General features: G+C 71.1%; 14 protein-coding genes. 12 read left to right on the forward strand and 2 right to left on the reverse strand.

What is annotated here, in order from left to right:
• Positions 1-233 precede the first annotated feature (233 nt).
• Positions 234-1,502 (forward strand): family 10 glycosylhydrolase, encoded by a 1,269-nt coding sequence (locus tag ACFZBB_RS30425; RefSeq protein ID WP_391129238.1) that lies wholly within the window; start codon positions 234-236, stop codon positions 1,500-1,502.
• Positions 1,503-1,616: 114 nt separating this feature from the next.
• On the opposite strand, the gene ACFZBB_RS30430 is transcribed toward ACFZBB_RS30425, so the two are convergent.
• Complete coding sequence (locus ACFZBB_RS30430; protein WP_391129059.1) at positions 1,617-2,933, reverse strand: ice-binding family protein; 1,317 nt, start codon at positions 2,931-2,933, stop codon at positions 1,617-1,619.
• Between the two features lie 585 nt (positions 2,934-3,518).
• Here ACFZBB_RS30430 and ACFZBB_RS30435 point away from each other — a divergent pair.
• The 3 genes from ACFZBB_RS30435 to ACFZBB_RS30445 all read left to right on the forward strand — a co-directional run bounded on the left by ACFZBB_RS30435 (position 3,519) and on the right by ACFZBB_RS30445 (position 6,044).
• On the forward strand, positions 3,519-4,262 hold the full coding sequence (locus tag ACFZBB_RS30435) for an IPT/TIG domain-containing protein (RefSeq protein WP_391129062.1): 744 nt from the start codon (positions 3,519-3,521) through the stop codon (positions 4,260-4,262).
• A gap of 274 nt (positions 4,263-4,536) precedes the next feature.
• Positions 4,537-5,343 carry an IPT/TIG domain-containing protein gene (locus tag ACFZBB_RS30440; protein ID WP_391129066.1) on the forward strand — a complete coding sequence of 269 codons (807 nt, stop codon included), beginning with the start codon at positions 4,537-4,539 and terminating at the stop codon, positions 5,341-5,343.
• A 203-nt stretch (positions 5,344-5,546) separates the two neighbouring features.
• Complete coding sequence (locus ACFZBB_RS30445) at positions 5,547-6,044, forward strand: Ig-like domain repeat protein (protein ID WP_391129069.1); 498 nt, start codon at positions 5,547-5,549, stop codon at positions 6,042-6,044.
• A gap of 186 nt (positions 6,045-6,230) precedes the next feature.
• On the opposite strand, the gene ACFZBB_RS30450 is transcribed toward ACFZBB_RS30445, so the two are convergent.
• Positions 6,231-8,078, reverse strand: a complete 1,848-nt coding sequence (locus tag ACFZBB_RS30450) for a helix-turn-helix domain-containing protein (protein ID WP_391129072.1) — start codon at positions 8,076-8,078, stop codon at positions 6,231-6,233.
• Between the two features lie 239 nt (positions 8,079-8,317).
• Between ACFZBB_RS30450 and dnaK the strand changes: the two genes are divergently transcribed.
• The 8 genes from dnaK (at position 8,318) to ACFZBB_RS30490 (ending at position 17,361) form a co-directional block, all read left to right on the forward strand.
• Entirely contained in the window at positions 8,318-10,216 is a 1,899-nt protein-coding gene (dnaK, locus tag ACFZBB_RS30455; protein WP_391129075.1) for a molecular chaperone DnaK, read from the forward strand.
• Between the two features lie 9 nt (positions 10,217-10,225).
• Positions 10,226-10,804 carry a nucleotide exchange factor GrpE gene (locus ACFZBB_RS30460; RefSeq protein ID WP_391129078.1) on the forward strand — a complete coding sequence of 193 codons (579 nt, stop codon included), beginning with the start codon at positions 10,226-10,228 and terminating at the stop codon, positions 10,802-10,804.
• 7 nt (positions 10,805-10,811) lie between these two features.
• Positions 10,812-11,789, forward strand: a complete 978-nt coding sequence (locus tag ACFZBB_RS30465; RefSeq protein ID WP_391129081.1) for a DnaJ C-terminal domain-containing protein — start codon at positions 10,812-10,814, stop codon at positions 11,787-11,789.
• Positions 11,786-12,175, forward strand: coding sequence for a chaperone modulator CbpM (locus tag ACFZBB_RS30470; RefSeq protein WP_391129084.1), 390 nt, complete (start codon positions 11,786-11,788; stop codon positions 12,173-12,175). Before ACFZBB_RS30465 ends, ACFZBB_RS30470 begins: the two co-directional genes overlap by 4 nt.
• A complete protein-coding gene (clpB, locus tag ACFZBB_RS30475) occupies positions 12,166-14,790 on the forward strand; it encodes an ATP-dependent chaperone ClpB (protein WP_391129087.1) in 2,625 nt (874 codons plus the stop codon). Before ACFZBB_RS30470 ends, clpB begins: the two co-directional genes overlap by 10 nt.
• Positions 14,790-15,317, forward strand: coding sequence for a thioredoxin (trxA, locus tag ACFZBB_RS30480; protein WP_391129090.1), 528 nt, complete (start codon positions 14,790-14,792; stop codon positions 15,315-15,317). Before clpB ends, trxA begins: the two co-directional genes overlap by 1 nt.
• Positions 15,317-15,580: a UBP-type zinc finger domain-containing protein gene (locus tag ACFZBB_RS30485; protein ID WP_391129092.1), complete on the forward strand. Its 264-nt coding sequence runs from the start codon at positions 15,317-15,319 to the stop codon at positions 15,578-15,580. Before trxA ends, ACFZBB_RS30485 begins: the two co-directional genes overlap by 1 nt.
• 104 nt (positions 15,581-15,684) lie before the next feature.
• On the forward strand, positions 15,685-17,361 hold the full coding sequence (locus tag ACFZBB_RS30490) for an FAD-dependent oxidoreductase (RefSeq protein WP_391129095.1): 1,677 nt from the start codon (positions 15,685-15,687) through the stop codon (positions 17,359-17,361).
• The last annotated feature ends 603 nt before the right edge of the window (positions 17,362-17,964 follow it).

Consider the following 17,964-nt stretch of genomic DNA (forward strand, 5'->3'; position numbering starts at 1 on the left):
CGGGCCGCGCCGGGCCCGCGCGTGCGGGTGGTGGGGGGATGGACGGTGGCGCTATACATAGGAGGTGTGGGAGCGCTCCCAGGATGTTAGCGCCCGCGCCGACGCCCGAGAAGGGGTCGTCAACGCTCCGTCCCGGCGGGGGCCGCGCGAGGGAATGGACCGAACGGCGGGTTGCCCCGGCGCGGGAAGTCACCCATCATCGGCGGATCATGACGGATGATCAGGAGGCACGGATGGACCGGCTCACCCGCAGGACCTTCACTGTCGCGGCGGCGGGCGCGCTGGCCGCCGTCATCCCCGGTTCGGCGGCGCGGGCGGCCGAACCGTCCCGCGCCCCCCAGGGCGCACCGGGTCCCGCGGGCCACGGCGGACCCGGTGGTCACGGCCGCGACCTGCGCGGCATGTGGATCGCCTCGGTCGCCAACACCGACTGGCCCTCGGCCCCCGGACTCCCCGCCGACCAGCAACGTCAGGAATTGCTCGACCTGTTGGACACCGCGGTCGAACGGGGGCTCAACGCGGTGGTGTTCCAGGTCCGGCCGACCGCCGACGCCTTCTGGCCGTCGGCGTACGAACCCTGGTCGCGGTACCTGACGGGCACTCAGGGGCAGGACCCCGGCTGGGACCCGCTGGGCACCGCGGTGCGCGAGGCGCACCGCCGCGGCCTGGAGCTGCACGCCTGGTTCAACCCGTACCGCGTCTCGATGGACACCGACGTCACCAAGCTCGCCCCCACCCACCCGGCCCGCCTCCACCCCGAGTGGATCGTGCCCTTCGGCGGCAAGCTCTACTACAACCCCGGGCTGCCCGAGGTCCGACGTTTCGTGCAGGACGCGATGCTGGACGCCGTCCGCCGCTACCCCATCGACGCCGTCCACTGGGACGACTACTTCTACCCGTACCCGGTCGCCGGCCAGGTCTTCGACGACGACGCCGCCTACGCGCGGTACGGCGTCGGATTCCCCGACCGTGACGCCTGGCGGCGGGACAACACCGACCGCCTGGTGCGCGAGACCGCCGCCAGGATCAAGCGGATCCGGCCGAGCACCCAGTTCGGCATCAGCCCCTTCGGCGTCTGGCGCAACGCCGCCACCGACCCGCTCGGCTCGGCCACCACCGCGGGCGTCCAGACCTACGACGACCTGCACGCGGACACCCGCAAGTGGGTCAGGGAGCAGTGGATCGACTACATCGTTCCCCAGGTCTACTGGAACATCGGCTTCGCGGCGGCCGACTACGCGGCCCTCGTCCCCTGGTGGTCCGACGTCGTCCGTGGCACCAATGTGCGCCTCTACATCGGCGAGGCCCTGTACAAGGTCGGCGTCGCGGGCCAGCCCGACGCCTGGCAGGACCCGGCCGAACTGACCCGCCACCTCGACTTCTGCGCCCGCTACCCGCAGGTCCGCGGCAACATCTACTTCTCCGCCTCGCAGGTCGTCGCCGACCCCTTGGGCGCGATGAGCCTGGTCTCCGCCCGCTACCACCACCGCGGACGCCGCTGACGGCAGGCGGTCGGTCATTCCTGGCCGGCTACGTTCGAGCTGCCTGGTGTCAGCCGCCCCACGGCAGAAGGCTGGATCAGGCGATGCGGGGCCGCGCCGCAGCGCCCGTCCGGCTCACCAGGGTCGGACGACGGCGTCGGTGTCCAACGTCACCGACCCGTCGCGAGCCAGCGTCTGGCCGCTGACGGTCACGCCGGTGTTCACCGTGATCGATGTCGCGGCAAGAACCCTGCCGGCGAAGGCGGTGTCCGTGCCGAGGGTGGCGGAACTCCCGACCTGCCAGATGACGTTGCGGGCCGAGGCGCCACCGGTGAGCAGGACACGGCTCGCGGTCGCGGTCGTCAAGGTCGATCCGATCTGGAAGACCCACTGGGCGTTGCGGTCGCCTAGGGCGTCCAGGGTGACCGTGCCGGTGAGCCCGAGGGAAGAGGCGGCGTTGTAGACGCCGGGAGACAGCGTCAGGCCGCCGATGTCCTCAGGGAGACCGGCGTCCGGGATCCGGCCGGCCGCGGTGGCGTATGTCGCGACGAGGTCGGAGTGGGCCTGGACGGCATCCGGGTCCGAGACGTGGACGCTTCCGTGCACCTGGCCGGGCGGGAATCCGGTGACCGCGACTCCGGGGCTCACTCCGAGGTCGCCGGTGACGCCGGTGAGGCCGGTGTTCGTGACGGTCTGTCCGCCCAGTACGGCGAAGCGTCCCAGGTAGGTGTATGCGTCCACGGCGGTGGTGGTGCCGCCGAGGGTGGTGACGGAGACGTTTGCCGGACCGAGCGCGCCGGCGGGGACGAGGGCGTCTATCTCGGTTTCCGAGGCGACGCGGTAGGAGAGGGCGGGGGTGCCGCCGAAGGTGACGCCGGTGGCGTACGAGAACGCCGTCCCGCTGATGACGACGAGATTGCCGCCGTCCACAGGGCCGGAGTCGGGGGTGACGACGGCGATGGCGGGCGGGGCGAGATAGGTGTAGGTGGCCCCGGACGCGGTTCCGCCCCTGGCGCGCACGACGACCGCGACCGGGCCGGCCGCGAGCGCCGCGGGGACGGTCACGGTGAGTCGGCCGTCGGAGTCGGCGGTGAACACGGCTGCCTGCGTGCCGAAGAGGACTTCGGTGGTGGTGAACAGGCCGATGCCGGCCAGGATCACCGTGTTGCCTCCCGCCAACGGGCCTGCGGGAGGCGGAAGGACGCGGAACGAGGGCGGGCCCAGGTAGTAGAACGTGCCGACGACCCCCGTTCCGCCTGGGGTCGTCACCGAGACGGGGACGGGACCTTGACCGGACGGCGTGACGGTGGCGGTGGTGGAGTCGCTGACGACTGTGAAGCCAGCGGCCGCGCGGGAGCCGTAGCGCACTGCGGTGGTTGCGGTGAAGTGGGTGCCGGTGAGGGTCACCGCATCGCCGCCGCCGGTGGATCCCTGGTTCGGTGAGACCGGCATGGGGACTCCTTGGCTCCGTCGGGGAGACGGACGGGGAGCGATACGGGCCGACTGCCTGCGCACGGCCGTCGCACCTGTTCGTCAAACGAAGTAGCCCACCGGCAGGGGAGTGTGGCAAGGGCCACGGAGCTGCTTCACCCGAAAGGGTAGGAGTGCGGGGATCGATGGGGCCAGCGGGGGCGCACGGACCGCTTACTTCCGCTTGTGGTGGTGTTGACGTGCTCCCCCCACACGCGTTTTCTGCGCTCGGCCGAATGGCTTGCGTACTGTCGGAAACCTTGTGATCACACTACCTGGATGGGTTACTCAGGGTGTCCGTTCCGACGGATATGCGGACTTTCGAACGGATGCGAACGAGCCGCGTTCCTCGGCGTCAATTCACGCCGATATACCGCGTTCTTCGATGCGATGGCCCTGCGGACCCCGCAGGCGGCCGACACCGCCGTGCGGGATTCGAAGCAGAGCCAACGCATACCACCTGGCCAGTGGACACGAGAACCGATTCGCGTCAGTCGAGATGTCCGCGAACTCGACAACCCATCGCTGCCTGCAATGTACCGCATTGCCGGCCAGGAGGTATCTCTCATGCCCATCAGTCCGAACCAAGGATCCAGTGGCGGCGGCACGCTCGTCACCATCACCGGTACGGGTCTCGCCGGCACCACCGCGGTGCGCTTCGGCACCCGGCCCGCCACCGCCGTCACCAACGTCTCGCCCACCCAGGTCACCGCCGTCTCACCCTCCGGCAACGGGGCCGTCGGCGTTACCGTGACCACCCCTGGTGGAACGAGCAACCCCATCCCCTTCTACTACGTCGGGGCCCCGTTCAAGCAGTCGCTGAGCCCGACCTCCGGCTCGACGGCGGGCGGCGGGACGGTGACCATCAACGGCACCGGCCTGTCCACCGCCAGCGGCGTCGCCTTCGGCGCCAACAGCGCGGTCCCGACCGTCGTGTCCGACGGCCAGATCACCGTTGCCGCACCCGCGGGTGCGGCGGGCGCGGTAGGAGTCAGCGTCACCACGGCGGGCGGCACGAACAACGGCCTGTCGTACACCTATGTCGCCGCACCGACGGTGACGACGGTCACCCCCGCGGCAGGGCCGGCTTCGGGCGGCACCACCGTGACCGTGGCCGGCACCGGCCTCACCAGCACGAACGAGGTCACCTTCGACGGGAACCCGGCGCCCTTCACCGTGCTGTCCGACACTGCGGTGTCGGCGGTCACACCCCCTGGTGCGGCGGGCGCCGTCGATGTCGTCCTGACCAACGACGCGGGCAGCGCGACCGCCGTGGGCGCGTACACCTACGTCGCGGGGCCCGGCATCTGACCGCCCCTCAGGGGACAGCCCGAGCCAGTGATCGTCGTCCCACCCGCAGCGGCCACGCCGGCCACACAGGTGGCGTGCCCGCCTCACAAGCCCCCGGTCCGGGAATCACCCCCCGGGCCGGGGGCCGACTCGCCTGACCGGCCGCCACACCCCAGGCCCGACCGCGAGCGTCCCTCCCGGCCCGAACGCCGTGCGTGCGGCGAACGGCGATCGGGCGGATCCGATCAGCATCCCCCGCCCCTCTCGGGGCGGAGCCGCACCCTACGGAGACACCGTGGAAAACAGTGATCGCACAGCACAAACGACACGGCCCAGTGTCGCGGCCGCCGTTCCCGTCCTCAGTTCGGTCGTTCCCAACACCGGTCCCGCTGCGGGCAGTAGCACGGTCACCTTGAACGGCAGCAGTTTCACCGGGGCCACGGCGGTCAGCTTCGGCGCCAGCGCCGCCCTCACCTACGCGGTCGACACCTCGGCGAAGATCACCGCGGTGACCCCGCCCGGCACCGGCGCCGTCGCGGTCACCGTGAGGACGCCCAGCGGCACCAGCAATTCGGTCACTTACACCTACGCGAGCACGCCCTCCCTCAATTCCGTCTCGCCCAGCCAGGGTCCGTCGTCGGGGGGTACCAGCGTGATCCTCGCCGGCGCCGGTCTGTCCGGGGCCACGGGGGTCGCTTTCGGAGTCAATGCCGCCACGGGTTTCACGGTCAACTCCGCGACGCAGATCACCGCCGTCGCTCCGGCCGGAACGGGAGCGGTGCCCGTCACCGTCACCACCGTCGGCGGCACCAGCAACGCGGTGGTCTACAGCTATGTGGCGGGACCGGTCCTCAGCGCCCTCGCCCCGGCTCAGGGCCCCACGGACGCCGGCGCCGGCGTCACCCTCACCGGCACCGGGCTGACCACCACCAGCACCGTGTCCTTCGGTGCCGCGCCCGCCGCTTTCACAGTGCTGTCCGACACCACCGCCGTCGCGCAGGCGCCGGCAGGACCGGCGGGGCCGGTCTCCGTCACCGTCACCACCTCTGGCGGTGTCAGTAACTCCCGTACCTACACGCGTGTCTCGCCCCCCGGCATCTAGGGACGGCGGCTCCGGCGCCCGCAGTGGGACCGGAGAGGGCCGCCTGGAGCAGTGGGGGGCGGCCGCCTCCGCCCACCCGGGTGAACTCTTCGGTCGGATCGGTCGATCGGAGCCGCCGCGCCGCGTGGCAGCGGTATCGGCTCCTTACTGTGGCGCTCCCGGGGCACCGCGGCCCCGGCAGCGATCGATCAAGGAGTCGAACAGTGACACGTTGGAAAGATCGGACGGCCAGGATTCTGGTCGCGTCCGCCGCCTGTGCTGCCGTGGTGGCCGGCGCGTCCCCCGCTGCGGCGGCGGATGTGTCGTCGACCACGGTCCAGGCGTCGCCTTCCACCGCGACGGTCGGGCAGTCCGTCAATCTGACGGCGACGGTGACCTGCCCGAGCGATCCCAGCCCCGGCCTGGGCATGACGTTCTTCGACGCCGGGGACATCCTGGCCACCGTGCCCGTCAGCGCCACGGGTGTCGCCAGCTTTACAGCGAGCCTGACCACCGTGGGTACCCACACCATCACCGCCGCCTACAACGGCAACGACAACTGCGGCGCGTCGAACGCCGTGACGACGGTCGTGATGTCGGCGGTACCGGTCACCCCGACGCAGCCGGGTGGCGGGTTCTGCCTCCTCACCTGCGGCGGCCTGATCAACTTCAGCGCCGGCAACATCCACAACGAGATCAACATCAACTCCTGGAACCGATGAGCACCGGCGTTCCCCGGTCCGGCGACCTCGGGACGCGATCCGTTCGATAGGACCTCTGCGGCGCCACACCTCCGATGCGGTGTGGGCGCCGTGGTGCGCGCGGCCGAGACGCGTGATGAGATCAGCGACGCGCTTACGGCGGTCACCCTCGCGACGCTCCAGCGACAGCTTCGGCTCGCCCGCGTCTCACGGCGAGGGTTCGAGCACATTGCGTATGCGGGTGGCGATGTGCAGGTTGAGGCGCGTCTCGACGTCACCGAGGTCGTGGCCGGTGATCTCGCAGATGCGCTGGAGGCGGTAGCGGACGGTGCTGCGGTGGATGAGGAGGGCCTCGGAGGTCGCGTCGTAGCTGCCGCCGCTCTCCAGATAGCGCGAGAGCGTCGTCACCAGCTCGGTGCGGTGGCGGGAGTCGTAGTCCAGCAGGCGTCCCAGCCATTCGCGGACGAATCGGTCGGCTTCCCTTTCGCCTTCGCCGGTGCCCATCATGCGGCACAGGCCCAGCTCCTCGAAGCCGGTGCTGCCGTACGGGTCCTGGGAACCGCGGCGGACGGCGAGGGCGCGGACGGCCTCGCCGTAGGAGCGCGGCAGATCGTCGACGACCTCGCAGCGGCCGCCGATGCCGATGGCTCCGGCCCCGGTGCCGAGCTCCTCCGAGACGGCCCTGTACAGCTCGCCTTCCGGGGCGCCCCGGTCTCCCCGGGACTCAAGGACGACCGTGGCAGAGCCACGGGAGCCGACGAGTACGTCCAGGCGCAGCCGCCGGGCCGCCCGCGCCACCGCGTCGCCGAGCGCGGCCCTGCCGACCGTCCCGGACCACTCCAGTACGGCGACCCCGTACGGCCGGTGCAGGTCGTGGCCGAGGACCGCTGCCTGGGCGAAGTCGTCGTCGGTCGTCTCGCCCGAAATCAGCCGGTCGACCAGGTCGTGGCGCAGCAGGGGCTCCAGCTCGGCCAGCCTGCGCTCGTGCGAGAGCGCGGGGGCCAGCACCAGGGCGGCCTGTTCGAGCGCTGAGCAGTCCGTTTCCGTCGCCCGCCGGTCGGGGTCGACCAGCGCGGCCACGCCGAGCACTTCCCCGGCCATTTCGATGGGGACGAGCAGCCGGTCCCCGTCGCGGACGGCGCCGGGATGGTGGCGCGCGTCACGGATCAGGGCCTTCCGGTCCCGGTGTCCCTGGGCCGGGCGCGGCCCACTTCCAGGCCGCCCGCAGGGTTCGCCCCCGCCGTGACCCGCCCAGGACCGCGGGTTGCCGAAGCGGTCCTCGGTGAGGACCGCGAATCCCGTATGGTCGTGCAGGGCCTGCAGGACTCCCGTCTCACCGCTGCCAGAGGCAGCGGCCCGGGAGAGCGCGTGGTCAGCGGCAAGTCGTGCGGCCATGGCGGAGACGCTCGCGCCGGGGTCGGCAGCCGGCGAGAGGCCCTCTGCCGTCGGCGGCCCTGCGACCTCCGGCCAATTCCGTGAGCGGGCGCCGACCGGCTCTCCCCGGCGCCCGCTGAGGCGTGCCAGGGCGATCCCGGTCTGCTGTGCGAGCAGATCCGTCAGCGCGGTTTCGTCAGTCGAGGGCGTGGTCGCGCCCCCGACGACGAGATAGCCGAGGCAGTCGTCCCGGTATCGCAGCGCGATGGCCCGCGCCCACCGTCCGTCCGCCCGGTGCAGACTCCGGCTGCGGCCGTCGAGAGCGTCGATCCGCCGGTCGAGCCGATCGGCGGCCACCATCTCAGCGGCTGCTTCGGCCGGGGCTCGGCCGTTGGGGTCCACACCGGGCTCCCGCGCCACGGTGCTCCCCGGTCGGGCGTCGGCGGAGGCAGCCACCGGGCGTGGAGGGCAGCGCCGCGCCGAACCATTGTGGACGGCGTATGCCGCTTCGGCGACGAAGGGGCCGGTGGCGGCGACCGCCGCCATGGCACCCCACAGCACCTCTCGCTCGTCGTCGCCGTCGAGCATGACCGTCACCAGCCGTAGCAGCGCGTGACGTGCGGCCCCCGGCTGCGGCATGGGGTGAGGCGTGTCGGCGGTCGGAAACGGAAGAGCGTCCATCGCAGGTCCATTCGCGGCTCGAATCAGCCCCCTCTCAACGTACGCCGCTCGGCACGGGCCCTCACCTGCGAGCCGTCGCCGCCCCCCGTCCTCGGGGACCGGAAAGGCGGCGCGGATTGGTCATCCCGGGGCGAGGAAGTCCACCGCGTACCGCGTAAGGCTCGCAGACTGTGCGGGTCCGGCGCCGTGCGCCCGGCAGCCCGCCGGCCGGTTTCCGCCTCGCGACGGAGGAGATTCTTATGGCGAAGGCAGTAGGCATCGACCTCGGTACCACCAACTCGGTCATCGCCGTCTGGGAGGGCGGTGAGCCCACCGTCGTCCCGAACGCGGAGGGGGCCAGAACGACCCCGTCGGTGGTCGCCTTCTCCGATGACGGCCAGCGGCTGGTCGGACAGCTCGCGCGTCGGCAGTCGATCCTCAACCCCAAAGGCACCATCACCTCCGCGAAGCGGTTCATCGGACGTCGCTACGACGAGATCTCCGACGAGGCCAAAGCGGTTTCCTTCGACGTGGTCGAGGGGCCCGGCGGGGTGGCCCGCTTCGAGGTGAGCGGAAAGCAGTACGCGCCGGAGGAGATCAGCGCGCAGGTGCTGCGCAAGCTCGCCGACGACGCCGGGAAGTCGCTCGGCGAGAAGGTGACAGAGGCGGTCATCACCGTACCGGCGTACTTCAACGACGCCCAGCGCCAGGCCACCAAGGACGCCGGGAAGATCGCCGGCCTCGAAGTCCTGCGGATCATCAATGAACCGACAGCCGCGGCGCTGGCCTACGGGCTGGACAAGAAGGGCCACGAGACGGTCATGGTCTTCGACCTCGGCGGCGGCACGTTCGACGTGAGCCTGCTGGACGTCGGCGACGGCGTCGTGGAGGTCCGCGCCACTGCGGGCGACTCCCATTTGGGCGGCGACGACTTCGACCGCCGACTGGTGGACCACTTGGCGGACGGCTTCCAGACGTCCGAAGGCATCGACCTGCGTAAGGACCCGCAGGCTCTGCAGCGCCTGTTCGAGGCGGCCGAGAAGGCGAAGACGGAGCTGAGTTCGGTCACCCAGACCCAGGTGAGCCTGCCCTTCATCACGGCGGACGCCTCCGGGCCCAAGCACCTCACCGAGACCGTCCGCCGCTCCACCTTCGAGCAGATCACCTCGGACCTGGTGGAGCGCTGCCTGGAACCGGTCAGGACGGCGATGAGCGACGCCAAGGTCACCGACAACGACATCGACGAGGTCATCCTCGTCGGCGGCTCGACCCGCATACCGGCCGTGCAGAACCTGGTCCGCCGGCTGACCGGCGGCAGGGACCCGAACATGAGCGTCAACCCCGACGAGGTGGTGGCGCTGGGCGCCGCCATCCAGGCAGGCGTGCTCAAGGGCGAGGTCAAGGACGTCCTGCTCCTGGACGTCACCCCCCTGTCGCTGGGCGTCGAGACGGCCGGCGGCGTGATGACCAAGATCATCGATCGGAACACCACCATCCCCGCCCGCCGGTCCGAGACCTTCTCCACCGCCGAGGACAACCAGCCGGCCGTGGACATCGTCGTGCTTCAGGGCGAACGTGAACTGGCAGCCGACAACCGCGTGCTGGGCCGCTTCCGGCTGGAGAACCTGCGGCCGGCCCGGCGTGGGGAGACCCAGATCGAGGTCACCTTCGACATCGACGCCAACGGCATCCTCAAGGTCAGCGCCAAGGACCGGGACACCGGCGCCGAGCAGTCGATCACCATCAGCGAGGGCTCCAACCTCGACCCGTCCGAGGTCGAGCGGATGATCAACGAGGCCGAGAACAACCGCACCAGTGACCTGGCCCTGCGCGAGGCCATCGACGCCCGCAACGATCTCGACGCCGCCGCCTATCAGGTGGAGCGCCGGCTGGACGACCTCGGCGACGCCGCACCGGAGCACGAGCGCGCCCGCGCCCAACTGCTCACCGACGAGGCGCGTACCGCGGTCAAGGAGGAGGCTCCGGCGGAACGGTCCCGCAGCCTGACCTCCGAGCTCCAGCAGATCCACGCGGCGCTGGCCGCCCACGCCGCTGAACCGGGCGGAGCCGGGGGCGGAGCCCAGCCCGGCCAGGGTCCCGAGGGCGGCTCCCCAAGGGGCGACGACGACGTCATCGACGCCGAATTCGACAAGAGCTGAGGCGGCGACATGTCGGACCAGGAACAGACGCGTCCCGCCGAGGACCGCTCCCCGCCCGAGTCCGAGCGGACGTCGCCCGAGCGGAGTGCCGCCCCGCGGACGACCCCGCAGGGCGGGGAAGCCAGGGAGCAGGAGGCGGAATCCACACGCCGCGGCCCCGGGGCGGAGGAGCTGGAGGACCGGTGGCGGCGAGCCCTCGCCGACCTCGACAATCTCCGTAAGCGCTACGCCCGTGAGCTTCCCCGGGAACGGGAGGCCGAGCGGGCCAAGGTGGCCGCTGCGTTCCTCCCGGTCGTCGACAACCTGGAACTGGCCCTCGCCCACGCGGGCGCCGACGACCGCGGCGCGATCGTCAGCGGAGTCCGGGCGGTACGCGACCAGGCCGTCGAGGTGCTGCGAAATCTCGGCTACCCCCGCTACGAGGAGACCGGCGTCCCCTTCCACCCCGAGCAGCACGAGGTGGTGTCCGTGGTGGATGAACCTGACACACCTGCGGGCACCGTCGTCCAGGTGCTGCGGCCCGGTTACGGCGACCCCGGCCACCAGCTGCGGCCGGCCGCGGTAGCGGTCAGCCGCAAGCAGGAGTGAGGCCGCCATGGCAGAGGACTACTACGAGGTGCTCGGCGTCCCGCGCAGCGCCGACGCGGCCGAGATCCAGCAGGCGTTCCGTACCCTGGCTCGCCGCTACCACCCGGACGTCAACCGCGATCCGGCCGCAGAGGAGCGCTTCAAGCAGATCAACGAGGCGTACAGCGTGCTCTCCGACCCCGGCACCCGGTCGCGCTACGACCGTTTCGGCCCGGACTTCCGGCAGATCCCGGAGGACTACGACGAGCGCGTCGCGGCCGGCCAGGGCTTCGGCGGCGCAGCCGGCGCGTACCGCGGCAGTCCCTTCGCAGGCACCCGAGGCGCCGACCGGGCAGGCGCCCGGACCTGGACCGAGACCGACTTCGACGCCTCTGGCGTGGACTTCGAGGATCTCTTCGGAGGCATGTTCGGCGGCCGGGCGGGCGGCGCCGGGCGGGGCAGCCCGATCCCCGGCGCGGACCAGGAGGCCGAACTCACCCTCAGCGTGGAGGAGGCGTACCGCGGCGGCCGACGGAAGATCACGCTCGGCGGGCCCGGCGGGGAGCGAAGTTACGACGTCACCATCCCGGCGGGCGTCGTCGACGGGCAGCGCATCCGGCTCGCGGGGGAGGGCGGCCGGGGCCGCGGCGCGGGTTCCGCCGGGGATCTCTATCTGGTGGTCCGTATCGCCCGCCATCCCCGCTACCGGCTCGTCGGGCACGACGTCCACGTCGATCTGCCGGTCACCGCCTGGGAGGCCGCGCTGGGGGCGACGGTGCCGGTCTCCGGTCCGGGCGGGACGGTCAAGGCGCATGTGCCGCCCGGTACCTCCACCGGCCGGCGGTTGCGGCTGCGCGGCGAGGGGATGCCACGCCCCAAAGGTTCGCCAGGCCACCTCTATGCCGAAATCAAGGTGATGGTGCCGCCCTCGCCCAGCCCGCGTGAACGTGAGTTGTTCGAGGAACTGGCCGCGGTCTCCTCCTTCGACCCGAGGAAGCAGACATGAGAGCCGAACACCGTTCTCCCGCCGAAGGCGCCGGACAGCCCGGCGCCAGGGCTGCTTATCCGCTGGTGCGCGTCTACCGGACCAGTACCAGCCCTTATCAGCTCTCCATGGCCGCAGTGGCCGGCCGCAGCGGACTGCCGCCCGAACTCATCAGGCGCTTCGTGGCTCTCGGGCTGGTCGACGCCGAGCGTGACGCCCGGGGCCGGCTGTGGTTCCGGGCGAGCGCGCCGTCGGCCCTCGCCCGAGTGCAGCGGCTGCGGGACGGACTGTGTCTCAACTACGCGGCCATCGGCGTCGTCCTGGACATGCTCGACCGCATCGAACGCCTGGAAACCGCACTGCGGCGCAGCGAACGAGCCGCCAAGGAGCCCACACCATGGACATGAATCGCCTCACCCAGAAATCCCAGGAAGCGCTCCAGGAAGCGCAGAGCGCCGCGGTCCGTATGGGCCACACCGAGGTCGACGGGGAGCACCTGCTGCTGGCCCTGCTCGATCAGCGGGATGGCCTGACCACCCGTCTGCTGGCCGACGCCGGCGCCGACCCGGCCGCCCTGCGGGCCGCGGTCGAGGCCGATCTCGTCAAACGCCCCCGCACGACGGGTCCGGGCGCAGCCCCCGGCCAGGTGATGGTGACCCGGCGGTTGGCCCGGCTGCTCGACAGCGCCGAGCAGGAGGCCAAGCGGCTCAAGGACGAGTACGTCTCCACCGAGCACATGGTGCTGGCACTGGTGGACGAGGGGTCGACCACCGCGGCCGGCCGGCGGCTCGGCGAACAGGGCGTCACCAAGGACTCCTTCCTCACCGCCCTCACCACGGTGCGCGGGAACCAACGGGTCACCTCCGCCACTCCTGAGGAAGCCTACGAGGCCCTGGAGAAGTACGGGCGCGACCTCGTCGTCGAGGCCCGCGCCGGCCGCCTCGACCCGGTGATCGGCCGGGACGCCGAGATCCGCCGGGTGGTCCAGATCCTCAGCCGCAAGAGCAAGAACAACCCCGTCCTGATCGGCGAACCGGGCGTCGGCAAGACCGCCATCGTCGAGGGTCTGGCCCAGCGGATCGTGCGCGGCGACGTGCCCGAAGGGCTGCGGGACAAGACGGTGTTCTCGCTCGACATGGGGTCGCTGGTGGCCGGGGCGAAATACCGCGGCGAGTTCGAGGAGCGCCTCAAGGCCGTTCTGTCGGAGGTCAAAGGCGCCGAGGGCCGGATCCTGCTGTTCGTGGACGAGCTGCACACCGTCGTCGGAGCCGGCGCCGCCGAGGGCGCGATGGACGCGGGCAACATGCTCAAGCCGATGCTGGCCCGCGGCGAGCTGCACATGATCGGGGCCACCACGCTGGACGAGTACCGCAAGCACATCGAGTCCGACGCCGCCCTGGAGCGCCGCTTCCAGACCGTCCAGGTGGACGAGCCGACCGTCGAGGACGCCATCTCCATCCTGCGCGGCATCCGCGAGCGACTGGAGATCTTCCACGGCGTCAAGATCCAGGACAACGCCCTGGTCGCCGCGGCCACCCTCAGCCACCGTTACATCAGCGACCGCTTCCTCCCGGACAAGGCCATCGACCTGGTCGACGAGGCCTGCGCCCGGCTGCGGACCGAGATCGACTCCATGCCCGCCGAACTCGACGAACTCACCCGGCGGGCGACCCGTCTGGAGATCGAGGAGGCCGCGCTGGACCAGGAGACCGACCCGGCCAGCCGCGCCCGCCTGGAGGACCTGCGGCGTGAACTGGCCGACCTGCGCGGTGAGGTGGACGCCAAGCACGCCCAGTGGGAGGCCGAGCGCCAGGCCATCCGCAAGGTCCAGGAACTGCGCCAGGATTTGGAACGCGCCCGGCAGGAGGCTGAGCAGGCCGAACGCGCCTACGACCTCAACCGGGCCGCCCAGCTGCGCTACGGAACCGTCAGCGAACTGGAGCGCCGGCTGACCGCCGAGGAGGAACAGCTCGCCAACAAGCAGGGGGAGAGCCGACTGCTGCGCGAGGTGGTGACCGCCGAGGAGATCGCCGAGATCGTCTCGGCCTGGACCGGTATCCCCGTCACCCGCCTTCAGGAGGGCGAACGGCAGAAGCTGCTCAAGCTGGACGAGATCCTGCGCGAGCGGGTCGTGGGCCAGGATGAGGCCGTCCAGCTCGTCGCCGACGCGGTGATACGGGCCCGCTCCGGGGTACGCGACCCGCGGCGGCCGATCGGCTCGTTCATCTTCCTCGGCCCGACCGGTGTCGGGAAGACCGAGCTGGCCAAGACGCTGGCCGCGGCGCTGTTCGACAGCGAGAGCAACATGATCCGCCTGGACATGAGCGAGTACCAGGAACGCCACACCGTCAGCCGCCTGGTCGGCGCGCCCCCCGGATACGTGGGCTACGAGGAGGGCGGCCAGCTCACCGAGGCGGTACGCCGCAAGCCGTACTCCGTCGTCCTGTTCGACGAGATCGAGAAGGCGCACGCCGACGTCTTCAACACGTTGCTCCAGGTGCTGGACGACGGCCGGATCACCGACGCGCAGGGACGTACCGTCGACTTCCGCAACACCGTGATCATCATGACCTCCAACCTCGGGTCGCAGTACCTGCTCCAGGACGCCACCCAGGCCGGAGAGATCAAGCCCGAGGCGCGGGCGCTGGTGATGACCGAGCTCAACGGCCATTTCCGCCCCGAGTTCCTCAACCGCGTCGACGACATCGTCCTCTTCCACCCGCTCGGCATCGCGCAGATCGAGCGCATCGTCGACCTGCTCCTCGACGAACTGCGCGACCGCCTCTCCGAGCAGCGCGTCACGCTCGTCCTCACCGAGCCGGCCCGCCACCTGATCGCGGCCGAGGGCTACGACCCGGTCTACGGAGCCAGGCCGCTGCGCCGCTTCATCTCGCACGAGGTCGAGACCAGGATCGGCCGTGCGTTGCTGAGCGGCGAGGCACGCGAAGGCGTGACCATCGTGGTCGACGCCGTAGGCGGCGAACTGACCGTCTCTGTCCAGGACCAGCCGCAGGAGCCGTGATGAGCACCTCTCAGGAAGGCCGCAACGACCGCCCGGCCCGTAACGGCACCACGGGCGCGCAGGCCCGGGTACGGACCGTCGTCTGCGCCAACTGCGGCCGGACCAACCGCGTACCCGCCGCGGCGGACGGCAGTCCGCGCTGCGGAAACTGCCGGGCGCCGCTGCCGTGGATCGCCGAAGCGGGCGACGCCGACTTCGGTGAGGTCGCCGAGCAGGCGAGCCTGCCCGTGCTGGTCGACCTGTGGGCCACCTGGTGCGGCCCCTGCCGGATGGTGAGCCCAGCCCTCGAACAGGTCGCCGAGGACCTCGTGGGCCGGATCAAGCTCGTGAAGGTCGACATCGACAAGTCACCGGCCCTGGCCCGACGGTTCGAGGTCCAGGCCGTCCCCACCCTGCTGATCCTCGACCACGGCAGGCCCGTCGCCCGCCAGACCGGCGCCGCGCCCGCGAACGCGCTCCGCCAGTGGGTGAACGAGTCGCTGTCGACGTCCCCCGGACCGGCCGATCCCGCGACCAGGAGGCCGTGATGACCACTCTTCCCGACCCGCACCTGTCCATGGTCCGGCCCGTGACGCCCAGGACACCGCAGGGCTGTGAGGACTGCCTGCGCATGGGGACTCCGTGGGTGCACCTGCGCCTGTGCCTGACCTGCGGACACGTCGGATGCTGCGACTCCTCACCGATGCGGCACGCCCGTGCCCACGCGGCAGCGGACGCGCACCCGATCGTGCGGTCGTTCCAGCCCGGCGAGGACTGGCGGTGGTGTTTCGTCCACGAGTCGATGGTCTGAGTCGGGCGGGCTCCCACGGCGCCTCCAGCACCGCGTCCGCCGCTGTTCTCCTCCTCTGCCGTACGCGTCCACCGCTGTTCCTGACGAAGGAAGGAACCGTCGTGATGCCGCCCCTGACCCCGACCGCCGACGTTCACGACGCCTACCCGCGCCTGACGGACGACCAGATGGCGCTCCTGGACCCCGCCGGACAGGTGCGGCAGGTCAGGGAGGGGGAACACCTCTTCCGGGCGGGCGAACGCACTGAACAGTTCTTCGTCGTCCTCAGCGGCACGGTGGCCGTGGTCGAAGGCCAAGGCGACCAGGAGCAGGTCGTCCAGTTGCACGGTCCGCACAGCTTCCTGGGCGAACTCGGCTTGCTGGAGGGCCAGACCGCCTTCCTCAGCGCGGTGGTGAGAACACCGGGCGAGGTACTGGCGGTGGGCTCGGCCGCCCTGCGCGATCTGCTCAGCCGCGAACCCGCGCTCGGCGACGTGATCCTTCGCGCCTACCTGCTGCGCCGTACGATGCTGGCCGACGCGGGCACGGGCTTCCGCATCATCGGCTCCGCCTTCTCCTCCGACACCCGGCGGCTGCTGGAGTTCGCCGCCCGCAACCGCCTCCCGCACCGCTGGTTCGATCTGGAGAAGGACACCGAGGCCGAGGCGCTGCTCACGCGTCTTGGGATCGCTCCGGAGGAGACCCCGATCGTCGTCTGGAACGACTACCGGGTGCTGCGCAATCCCTCCAACGCCGCGCTCGCCCGGGTCATCGGGCTGCGCGCCGAGACCGCCGCGAAGGCCGTCTGCGACCTGGCGGTGGTCGGCGCGGGACCCGGTGGCCTGGCCGCCGCGGTGTACGGCGCCTCCGAGGGACTCTCCACCGTCGTGCTGGACGCCGTGGCGACCGGCGGCCAGGCCGGCACCTCCTCCCGGATCGAGACCTACCTCGGTTTCCCCGCCGGGATCTCCGGCATGGAGCTCGCCGAACGCGCCGTCGTACAGGCCAACCGGTTCGGCGCCCGGATCGACGTCCCCGCCGAGGCCACCGGCCTCGAACAGCGCGACGGGAACAGCGTGGTGCGGCTCGCCGACGGCGGCACGGTCACCGCCACCAACGTCGTGGTCGCCACCGGCGCGCGCTACCGGCGGCTGACCGCCCCCGGCGTCGAGCGGTTCAAAGGACTCGGGGTGCACTACGCCGCCACCGTCTGGGAGGCACGGACCTGTCGCCTCGATCCGGTGGCCGTCGTCGGCGGCGGCAACTCCGCCGGCCAAGCAGCCCTGTTCCTGGCACGCGAGTCGCCCGCCGTCCACCTTCTGGTCCGCGGCGAAGACCTGGAACACAGCATGTCCCGCTACCTGATCGACCGGATCGAGCGGCACTCCCGGATCCATGTCCGGCCGCATACCGAAGTCCGCGAGGTGACCGGCGAGGACCGGGTCGAATCCCTCGTCGTCGAGGACAACCGCACCCGCGAGCAGCAGGCGCTGGCGGTCCGCGCCCTGTTCGTGTTCATCGGCGCGCGCCCCGCCACGTCCTGGCTCGCCGACGCCGTCACCCTGGACCGGCGCGGCTTCATTCCTACCGGGCAGGACGTGGTCCACCTGACAGCGGACCTCTGGAATCCCCTCGCCCGCACCCCGCTCGCCCTGGAGACGGGCCTGCCGGGCGTCTTCGCCGTCGGTGACGTCCGCAGCGGCTCGGTCAAACGGGTCGCCTCCGCCGTCGGTGAGGGCGCCATGGCCGTCCGCCTGGCACACGAGCACCTCGGTGAAGTGGGGCGACCTGCCATGCGGTGACGTCAGCCCCGTCCGCTGAAGCGGAACAGATCGTCCCGTTGCCGCTCGTGTCACCAGGACTCGGCCTGTCGGATCAGCATGATCACCTCTGTGAAGAACCAGACGGAGAACACCAGACACGCAAGCCACAGCCCCCACATGACCCAGCGGACGGCGTGCCGTATACGCAAAAGCGGTCCTCGGCTCCCGGGCCTTGACCGCCGCGGACAGCTCGGATCTCCCACCGCTGATTCCCGTTCCCGTCCCGTTCGCCGTCGGCCCGCACCCCTTTGGAGGCGGTGTGACGCAGGGCGCTTTGGCGGGCGTGACACCGTACCGACGATCTCGACGCCGTAGTTGTTCCGTCCGGGCAGATTGTGGACTGTGATGATGATCAGTGTCCACAACCTCCCCGGACGGAACAACAACCTTGTAGCGGCGGCCTCCGATGGCCGTCAGGGCACGATGCGGTCGTTCACGCCGCCGGTCGCTCGTGCCACCACTCCGGGATGGCCCCGAGATGTCCGCTCACGGGCGGGAGTCCCGTGTGCTGCTGCCGCCCGCTGCGGGACATCTCCTCACAGCAACTCGCCGCACCCCACGTCAACTCACGTCAACTGGCGC

The organism is Streptomyces sp. NPDC008139 (genome assembly GCF_042957025.1).
Classification (GTDB): Bacteria; Actinomycetota; Actinomycetes; order Streptomycetales; family Streptomycetaceae; genus Actinacidiphila.